This window comes from Kocuria sp. APC 4018 (genome assembly GCF_030407675.1).
Classification (GTDB): Bacteria; Actinomycetota; Actinomycetes; order Actinomycetales; family Micrococcaceae; genus Kocuria; species Kocuria rhizophila.
Genome location: NZ_JASDCY010000008.1, coordinates 52,894 through 62,089 on the forward strand (window position 1 = coordinate 52,894; position 9,196 = coordinate 62,089).

Annotated in this window: 9 protein-coding genes; 8 read left to right on the plus strand and 1 reads right to left on the minus strand. The window is 72.4% G+C overall.

From position 1 onward, the window contains the following. The first annotated feature begins 11 nt into the window (after positions 1–11). The 6 genes from leuD (at position 12) to QL985_RS02875 (ending at position 6,309) form a co-directional block, all read left to right on the plus strand. Positions 12–611 carry a 3-isopropylmalate dehydratase small subunit gene (gene leuD, locus QL985_RS02850; RefSeq protein ID WP_019308944.1) on the plus strand — a complete coding sequence of 200 codons (600 nt, stop codon included), beginning with the start codon at positions 12–14 and terminating at the stop codon, positions 609–611. 97 nt (positions 612–708) lie between these two features. Next, positions 709–2,028, plus strand: a complete 1,320-nt coding sequence (murA, locus tag QL985_RS02855; protein ID WP_019308945.1) for a UDP-N-acetylglucosamine 1-carboxyvinyltransferase — start codon at positions 709–711, stop codon at positions 2,026–2,028. A gap of 112 nt (positions 2,029–2,140) precedes the next feature. Further along, positions 2,141–2,953 (plus strand): lysophospholipid acyltransferase family protein, encoded by an 813-nt coding sequence (locus QL985_RS02860; RefSeq protein ID WP_019308946.1) that lies wholly within the window; start codon positions 2,141–2,143, stop codon positions 2,951–2,953. After that, positions 2,950–4,020: an NAD(P)H-dependent glycerol-3-phosphate dehydrogenase gene (locus tag QL985_RS02865; RefSeq protein WP_259905909.1), complete on the plus strand. Its 1,071-nt coding sequence runs from the start codon at positions 2,950–2,952 to the stop codon at positions 4,018–4,020. Before QL985_RS02860 ends, QL985_RS02865 begins: the two co-directional genes overlap by 4 nt. Next, positions 4,017–5,168, plus strand: coding sequence for a D-alanine--D-alanine ligase family protein (locus QL985_RS02870; RefSeq protein ID WP_059280910.1), 1,152 nt, complete (start codon positions 4,017–4,019; stop codon positions 5,166–5,168). The genes QL985_RS02865 and QL985_RS02870 overlap by 4 nt, the downstream gene beginning before the upstream one ends. A gap of 46 nt (positions 5,169–5,214) precedes the next feature. Continuing rightward, positions 5,215–6,309, plus strand: a complete 1,095-nt coding sequence (locus QL985_RS02875; RefSeq protein ID WP_059280911.1) for a sulfite oxidase — start codon at positions 5,215–5,217, stop codon at positions 6,307–6,309. Here the strand turns inward: QL985_RS02875 and QL985_RS02880 are convergent. After that, a complete protein-coding gene (locus QL985_RS02880) occupies positions 6,300–6,950 on the minus strand; it encodes a DUF3515 family protein (protein ID WP_356764921.1) in 651 nt (216 codons plus the stop codon). The genes QL985_RS02875 and QL985_RS02880 overlap by 10 nt on opposite strands. An 86-nt stretch (positions 6,951–7,036) precedes the next feature. On the opposite strand from QL985_RS02880, the gene thiL reads away from it, so the two are divergent. Together thiL and QL985_RS02890 are read left to right on the plus strand one after the other, a co-directional pair. Then, positions 7,037–8,143, plus strand: a complete 1,107-nt coding sequence (gene thiL / locus QL985_RS02885) for a thiamine-phosphate kinase (protein ID WP_059280912.1) — start codon at positions 7,037–7,039, stop codon at positions 8,141–8,143. Further along, positions 8,133–9,080: a DAK2 domain-containing protein gene (locus tag QL985_RS02890; RefSeq protein WP_224764819.1), complete on the plus strand. Its 948-nt coding sequence runs from the start codon at positions 8,133–8,135 to the stop codon at positions 9,078–9,080. The genes thiL and QL985_RS02890 overlap by 11 nt, the downstream gene beginning before the upstream one ends. Positions 9,081–9,196 lie beyond the last annotated feature (116 nt).

A 9,196-nucleotide genomic window follows, 5' to 3' on the forward strand; every position in this document is an offset into this window, starting at 1 on the left:
GGGACACAGCCATGGAGAAGTTCTCCACCCACCGCGGCGTGGCCGCCCCGTTGAAGCAGTCCAACGTGGACACGGACCAGATCATCCCCGCCGTCTACCTCAAGCGCATCACCAAGACGGGTTTCGACGACGCCCTGTTCGCCGGGTGGCGTAAGAATCCCGACTTCGTGCTCAACCGTCCGGAGTACGCCAACGCCTCGGTCCTGGTGGCCGGTTCCGACTTCGGCACCGGATCCTCACGCGAGCACGCGGTGTGGGCGCTGCGCGACTACGGCTTCAAGACCGTGATCTCATCGCGCTTCGCGGACATCTTCCGTGGGAACTCGGGCAAGCAGGGCCTGCTGGCCGCGCAGGTGGACCAGTCGGACGTCGAGCTGTTGTGGAAGCTCATGGAGGAGCAGCCCGGCATCGAGGTCGAGGTGGACCTCGAGGCCCGCACCGTGACCTGCGGAGCCGTGACCGTGCCGTTCCAGATCGACGACTACACTCGCTGGCGGCTCATGGAGGGCCTGGACGACATCGGTCTCACCCTGCAGCGGGAGACGGACATCGAGGCCTACGAGCGGGACAGGCCGAAGTATAAGCCCACCACGCTCCCCGCCAGAGTCTGACAGCCGGCTGGACCGGGAGCCGGTCCGGGCCGGTAGAATGTCGAGGTCCCGTGCGTGTTCCGCGCGCGGGAGATCACTTCCCCCAGATCGGTAGGTCATGACTTCTTTGCGCATCACCGGCGGAGTTCCGCTGACGGGTCAGGTGACGGTACGCGGCGCCAAGAACCTGGTCCCCAAGGCCATGGTGGCCGCGCTGCTCGGCGCCTCGGCCTCCACCCTGGGCAACGTTCCGGAGATCAAAGACGTCGAGGTGGTCACCGACCTGCTGTCGCTGCACGGAGTGGAGGTCACCCGCGACGACGCCCTGGGGCGCCTCACGCTGGACCCCACCAACGTGACGCGGGCGCGCCACGCGGACATCGACGCCCACGCGGGGGACTCCCGCATCCCCATCCTGCTGTGCGGTCCGCTGCTGCACGCACTGGGTGAGGCGTTCATCCCGGATCTCGGTGGCTGCCGGATCGGGGACCGCCCGATCAACTACCACCTGGAGGTGCTGCGCAACTTCGGTGCCAAGGTGGAGAAGCTGGACTCCGGCATCCGGATGAGCGCCCCGCACGGGCTGCACGGTGCCAAGATCGACCTGCCCTACCCCTCCGTGGGCGCCACCGAGCAGGTGCTGCTCACCGCCACGCGCGCCGAGGGCCACACCGAGCTGCGCGGCGCGGCCACCGAGCCCGAGATCATGGACCTGATCGCGATCCTGCAGAAGATGGGCGCGCTCATCACCGTGCAGACGGACCGCGTGATCCGCATCGAGGGTGTTCCCGAGCTCCAGGGCTACGTGCACAGCGCCCTGCCGGACCGCATGGAGGCGGCGTCGTGGGGTTCCGCGGCCCTGGCCACGGGCGGGGACATCTTCGTGGCCGGCGCCAAGCAGGCGGACATGATGACCTTCCTCAACACCTTCCGCAAGGTGGGCGGCGGGCTGGACATCCGTGAGGACGGCATCCGCTTCTTCCACCCGGGCGGGGACCTGAACCCCCTGATCGTGGAGACGGACGTCCACCCCGGGTTCATGACCGACTGGCAGCAGCCGCTCGTGGTGGTGCTGACCCAGGCCAAGGGCGTGTCCATCGTGCACGAGACCGTGTACGAGAACCGCTTCGGCTTCACCCGCGCCCTGAACCGCATGGGAGCGACCATCCAGGTGCACCGCGAGTGCCTGGGCTCCGTGCCGTGCCGCTTCGGGCAGCGCAACTTCCTGCACTCCGCAGTGATCTCGGGACCCACGCCCCTGCAGGCGGCGGACATCAACATCCCGGACCTGCGCGGCGGCTTCTCGCACCTGATCGCGGCGCTCTCCGCCGAGGGCGTGTCCACGGTGACCGGGGTGGAGCTCATCAAGCGGGGCTACGAGCACTTCACCGACAAGCTGGGCGGACTGGGCGCCAACTTCGACGTCACCGAGCAGTGACGCCCGGTGTCCTGAGCGTCCGGCACTGCGGCCGCCGCGCCCCGGTCCTCCCGGGTGCACCGCACACCGCGCGGGTCTCCCGCGCACCGTTGCCCGAGGAGGGGGTCTCCGGATGAGCAGAACGTCGCAACGATCCACGTTCCGGCTGATCGCCGCGGCCGTGATCCCCGCGTACCGCTCGCTCGCGGTGCCGCGCTGGCGGGGCACGGAGAACATCCCCGCGTCCGGCGGCTTCGTGGTGGTCTCCAACCACCTCACGGAGATCGACCCGATCACCGTGGCCTATGCGGTCTACAAGGCGGGCGTGATGCCGCGGTTCCTGGCCAAGGAGTCCCTGTTCCGGGTGCCCGTGCTGGGCCCGGTGCTCACGCGGATCGGGCAGGTTCCCGTCTACCGGGGCACCTCCCGGGCCAAGGACTCCCTGGAGGCCGCCTTCGCGGAGCTGGCCAGCGGGGGAGCGATCATCGTTTACCCCGAGGGCACCATCACGCGCGATCCGCAGATGTGGCCCATGCGCGGGCGCACGGGTGCCGCGCGCCTCGCGCTGCAGGCGGACGTTCCCGTGGTGCCCATGGTGCACTGGGGGGACCAGGAGATCGTCTACCGGGACCCCCAGGGCCACCGCACCGCTAAGCCCTTCCCGCCCAAGCGCGTGGACGGGATCGTGGGTGAGCCCCTGCGTGCCTCCGACCTGGTGCCCGGTGGGCTGAAGCACCCGGGGGAGCCGAGCAGCGAGGAGCTCGCGACCGCCACGGCCACGATCATGGCCACGGTGGCCCGCCTGCTGGGTGAGCTGCGCGGTGAGCCCGCGCCGCAGGAACTCCTCGATCCGCGCGCGCCCCGCCGGGCGGCGTCGTCGGACCCGGGCGACGCCGCGGTGCCCGAGGACGACCTCGGTTCCGCCGGCGGGAGCGTTGCCCCGTGAGCGCGCGTCCGCAGCCACCGGCGAAGATCACGGTGCTCGGTGCCGGCTCCTGGGGCACCACGTTCGCCAAGGTGCTTGCCGACGCCGCCGCGGAGGCCCGTGCCGAGCGGAACGTGTGCCTGTGGGGCCGCGACCCCGAGGCCGTCGAGCGCATGGCGCGCGAACGCCGCAACGAGCGCTACGTCCCCGGGATCGACCTGCCCGCGGCACTCACGTTTTCGAGCGACCTCTCCGAGGCCCTGGACGGCGCGGACCTCGTGGTGGCCGCGATCCCCGCGCAGGCGCTGCGTGCCCAGCTGGAGATCGCCGCCCCGGCGGTGGCGCCGGGCGCGGTGGTGCTGTCCCTGGCCAAGGGGCTGGAGTCCAGCACCGGGCTGCGGATGACCCAGGTGATTGCCGAGGTCCTCGCGGAGGCAACAGGGGTCCCCGAGCAGGACTGGGCCCGGCGCACGTGCGTTCTGTCCGGACCGAACCTGGCGATGGAGATCGCCCGGGAGGAGCCCACGGCCTCCGTGGTGGCAGCGCCGGAGCACGAGACCGCGGCGTGGGTGGCCCGTTGCTGCGCGGCGCCCTACTTCCGCCCGTACACCAACACGGACGTGGTGGGCACGGAGATCGGCGGGCTCGTGAAGAACGTGATCGCCCTGTGCGTGGGGATCTGTGACGGCCGCGAGTACGGGGACAACTCCAAGGCCTCCGTCATGACGCGCGGCCTCGCGGAGACCACGCGGCTCGCCCTCGCCCTTGGCGGCCACACCACCACCCTGTCCGGTCTCTCCGGCATGGGCGACCTGGTGGCCACGTGCTCGTCCTCCCTCTCCCGCAACCACACGGCCGGCAGGCTCCTGGGCGCGGGGCTGACCCTCGCGCAGGTGCAGGACGCCATGACCCAGACCGCCGAGGGGATCAAGTCCGCCCCCGCCGTGCTGGAGCTGGCACGGCGCCACGGCGTGGACATGCCCATCACGGAGGCCGTGGTTAGCGTGCTGAGGGGCGAGACACCCGTCCACGAACTGGCCCCCCGACTGCTGGGCCGAGACCTGAAATCCGAAGGGAACACCGCATGAGCACCACCCACGAGACCCCGGAGGCCACGGCGGAGGGCGGCAAGCCCTGCATCGCCGTGGTCTTCGGCGGCCGCTCGTCCGAGCACTCCATCTCGCTCATCACCGCCCGGTCCGTGCTGCGCGCGATCAACCGGGACCGCTGGGACGTGGTGAGCGTGGGGATCTCCCCGGACGGCGCGTGGTTCCTGTGCTCCCAGGAGGAGCTCGAGGCGCTGCTGGACGAGCAGCCCATGGCGCAGCTGCCCGTGGGCCCCCACCGCGTGAGTCTCCCGCTGCAGGCCGGGGACAGCCGGCTGCTGATCCACGACACCTCCGAGCACGGGGCTCCGCTGTCCCGCGGGCGGCACATCGACGCGGTGCTCCCGCTGCTGCACGGGCCGTTCGGCGAGGACGGCACGCTGCAGGGCATGCTGGAGCTCGCGGACCTGCCGTACGTGGGGTGCGGCGTGGCGGCGTCGGCCATCGGGATGGACAAGCACTTCATGAAGCTCGCGTTCGAGGCCGCCGGCCTGGAGGTGGGCCCGTACACCGTGGTCCACGACCGCACGTGGCGCACCGATCCGCAGGGCGTGCGCGATCGTGTGGCAGAGCTCGGCTTCCCGGTGTTCGTGAAGCCGGCGCGCGCCGGCTCGTCGTTCGGGATCACGCGCGTGGACGAGCCCTCCCAGCTGGACGCCGCGATCGCCATGGCGCGCGAGCACGACCTCAAGCTCGTGGTCGAGGCTGGCATCGACGGCCGGGAGATCGAGTGCGCCGTGCTGGGCGGGCACGGCACGGACGAGGCGCGCGCCTCCCTGCCCGGCGAGATCGAGGTGCACGGCCACGCCCTGTACGACTTCGAGGCCAAGTACGTGGAGTCCGACGGCGCCACGCTCTCGTGCCCGGCGCGGCTGCCGGAGGACGTGATCGAGACGCTGCGCCGTGACGCCGTGCGCGCGTTCCACGCCGTGGACGGCGAGGGGCTCTCGCGCTGCGACTTCTTCGTGACCGAGGACCAGCGCGTGGTCATCAACGAGATCAACACCATGCCGGGGTTCACGCCCATCTCCATGTACCCGCGCATGTGGGCGGCCTCCGGGATCGACTACAGCACCCTGATCGACGAGCTCATCACCCTGGCCCTCGAACGGCCCGTGGGACTACGCTGACCGGCAACCGCCCCGTGCCAGGGGCCTGACGGCAGAGAGGCACACCGTGTGGTGCAAGCGCGAGGACATGATCGTCCACGAGAGCGACCCGTACAACGCCGAACCCCCGCGAGCCGGACTGCACGAGACACTCACCCCGGCGGACTCCTTCTACGTGCGCAATCACGGACCCGTTCCGCAGCTCGACGCCGCGACGTGGACCTTGGAGGTCACCGGACTGGTGGCCGAGCCCGCGCGGTTCACCCTGGAGCGGTTGCGCGAGGAGTTCGCGCACCACACGGTCACTGCCACGATGCAGTGCGCGGGCAACCGTCGGGAGGGATTCCTGGAGGTCCGTGACGTCCCGGGCGAGGACCCCTGGGGTCCCGGTGCCACGTCCACGGCCCGGTGGACGGGCGTGCGTCTGGCGGACGTCCTGCGTGCGGTGGGCGTCCAGGACTCCGCGGGACACGTGGAGTTCGAGGCGCCGGACGTCTCCGAGATCGCGGACCCTCCCCAGCACTACGGCGGCTCGGTGCCGCTGTCCAAGGCACTCGCGGACGAGGTGCTGCTCGCGTGGGCCATGGACGACGCCCCGCTGCCCGCGGTGCACGGCGGGCCCGTGCGCGTGGTGGTCCCCGGCTGGATCGGGGCGCGCAGCGTCAAGTGGGTCACGCGCGTCACGGTGCGCGCCGAGCCGTCCGAGAACTACTTCCAGGCCACCGCGTACCGGGTGCTGGAGCCGGAGGCGGACCCGGACGCGGCGGGGCCGGGGGACGGGATCTCCCTGGGCCCGGTGGCCCTGAACTGCGACATCCTCGCCCCGGAGCCCGGCCAGGCGGTCGGCGCCGGGCAGGTGCGGGTCTCGGGCTACGCGCACGCGGGGGAGGACCGCGGCGTCGCCCGCGTGGACGTCTCCGCGGACGGCGGGCACTCGTGGCAGGCCGCGGAGCTCGGTCCCGTGCCGTCACCGTGGGCGTGGCGGCACTGGGAAACCACCGTGGACCTGGCCGGGCCGGGACCCCACACACTCGTGGCGCGGGCCTGGGACACCACCGGCGCGTGCCAGCCCGAGTCCGCGCGGACGCTGTGGAACCCCAAGGGGTACGTGAACAACTCGTGGGCCCGCGTGCGGGTCAACCCAGCGGGGGATCAGGGCTGAGCCGGCCCCTGCTCCACGTCCGCCACGGACTCGCACGTGCGCTCCTGGGGGATGCTCTGCACGGCGGAGCCGGTGTCCACCAGCGCGGTCGAGGACGGCACGCGCTGCCCGTCGAAGAGCACCTCGACGGCGGGTGAACGACCGTAGGTCACGGCCCGCCACTGGTTCTCCTGGCCGGGAACCTGCGAGATGAGCCAGTCCACGCCGCTCACGTCCGTGCACGGCTCCGTGGTGGGACCCGGTTCCTCGACGCCGCAGCGCACGATCATCGCGGACGGGTCCCCGTAGGCGGTGGTGCCCTGGCTGGACGTCTCCCGCTGCTCCATGCCGCTGACCTCGTCCGGCATGGCAAGCATCACGGGTGCGCAGTCGGGGTTCGCGGCGTCCGGAGCGGGGTCCACGGTCACGGTGGAGCCGCAGCCGGTGAGCACGACGGCGCTCGTGAGGGCCGCGGCGCCCACGGCCAGGCGGCGTCGTGGGCCGGTGGACGAGGCCGCCGGGTGCGTCCCTCCCTGAGCGTCCCCGGTGCGCCCGGCCCCGGGAGTCTCCGCTCCCGAGGTGTCCGTCCCCGGGGTTGTCGCGAGGCCGGTGGTGGTGCGTGCGGCGGACAGGACGGAGCGGCGGCGGAACGGGGAGACCATGGGGCCCAGGATAGTGGACCGGGCCTCGGAGCCGGGTGGGTGCGGGCGCGCTCCAGCGCGTCGGAGCCGCTGGTTAGGGTGCGGGTATGACGCACGAGAGCGCCGACACGGCCACGGTCTCCGAGGTGGGTGAGGCGCGCCTGCTGGAGGCCTTCCTCCCCGCGGCCACCACGGACGGACCCCACGTGGAGGTGGGTCCGGGGGACGACTGCGCCGTGGTGACCGCCCCGGGGGGACGCGTGGTGATGACCACCGACACCCTCACCCTGGACCAGGACTTCCGTACTGTGTGGCCCAGTGGCGAGCGCACCTCGGGAACTGACCTCGGCCACAAGTGCGCGGCCCAGAACCTCGCGGACGTGGCCGCGATGGGCGCCGTGCCCACGGCCGTGGTCGTCTCCCTGACCCTGCCCGGGGACACGCCCGTCGCGTGGGTCACCGAGTTCGCCGCCGGGCTGTCCCGGGCGTTCGAAGTCCTCGGGGCGCGAGAGTGCGCCCTGGTGGGCGGCGACCTCGGAAGGGGAGAGGAGCTGTCGATCACCGCCACCGTGCTGGGGCGCTGCGAGCAGAACCCCGTGCTGCGCAGCGGTGCGCGGACCGGGGGAGTGCTGGTGCACGCGGGCGTGCTGGGGTGCGCGGCAGCCGGGCTCGACGCCCTGCAGAGCCCCGTGCCGGGGAGCTGGGACGCGGTGCCCGCGGACGAGCGGCGGGAGTTGCATACGGCGCAGCTGCGACCGCGACCACCCGTGACAGCCGGGCGGGAACTGGCCCGGGCCGGCGCCACCGCCATGCTGGACGTCTCCGACGGCCTGCTGAAGGACGCCGGGCGGATCGCACGCGCCAGCGGGGTGCGCATCGACCTCGATCCGGGTGCCCTGGAGCCGGACGTCACCCGGCTGCGGCGGGCCGGGGAGGCCGCCGGGGTGGACCCGTGGCAGTGGGTGCTCACAGGCGGGGAGGACCACGGTCTGCTCGCGGTGCTGCCTGTGGATTCCCGGCTGCCTCCCGGGGTCCGTGCGATAGGCTCGTGTGCGCCCGCGGACCCCGCGGGAGGGCGGCACAGGGACGGGCCCACCCCGGATCCGCGCCCCGGAACGGATGCGCCGAGCCCGGCCGTGACCATTGCCGGACAGGCCCCCGCAGAGTGGCTCGGGCGCGACGTCGTTGAAGGATGGGATCACTTTGAGCCATAAGCCAGGCTCCTCCACCACCGAGGTGCGCGACTGGCTCGACACCGCGCACCGGGAGCTGCGCCGGCACGCGGACGTGCTGGACAACCTCAACGTGTTCCCCGTGGCGGACGCGGACACGGGCTCGAACCTCAGCATCACGGTGGGCCACGCGGCGGAGGCCGCCCACCTCATCGAGGGCAGGGACGTGGGGGAGCTGCTCGTGTACGCGGGGCAGGCCGCGCTCGAGGAGGCGCGCGGAAACTCCGGGATGCTCGCCGCACTCACCCTCACCGCCATGGGAGGCGTGGTGGAGGGCAGCACCCGGCTCACGGCGGAGCAGCTCAAGACCGCGCTCATGGCGGCCCACGTGCGCTGCTCGTCCGCGCTCACCGAGCCCGTCCCGGGCACCATGCTGTCCGTGCTCGACGCCGCCGGCGCCGTCCCGGTCCCCGACACCTCCGCGGACGGCTCCAACCAGCAGCTCGTGGAGTGGCTCGACCTCGTGGTCGCGGCCGCCACGTGCGCCGTGATCGACTCCGTGACCCAGATCCCCGTGCTCGCCGAGCGCGGCACCGTGGACTCAGGGGCCCTGGGCATGCTGATCGTGCTCAGCGCGCTGCGCACCGCGCTCGCGGGCCACCCCACGGCCGAGGACCCCGTGGCGGAGGTCATCCGCCAGCACACCCACCCCCTCTCGGACACCACCCTCGAGCGTCAGGACGGGTACGAGGTCATGGGCACCATGGACCTCTCCGCCCTGGACGCCGCCGAGCTGCGCCACGAGCTGGACGACGCCGGCAGCAGCGTGATCGTGAGCGCCGTGGGAGACCACGAGGACGGCTACACGTGGCGCGTGCACGTCCACGTGGCAGACCCGGAGACCGCCCTGGACCTGATGCGGGGCCGCGGAACCGCGCGAAACGTCACCGTCACCACCCTCGCGGCGGAGCCCCGGTGACCACCCGGGACGTGCCCGAGCCGCTGCCCCTGGACATGCCGCCCGGGTCCGGGGGCGGCGCCGCCTGCGGTTGCCGAGCGGTCGTCCGCGCAGTACGACCGTCCCCGGGCGGCATG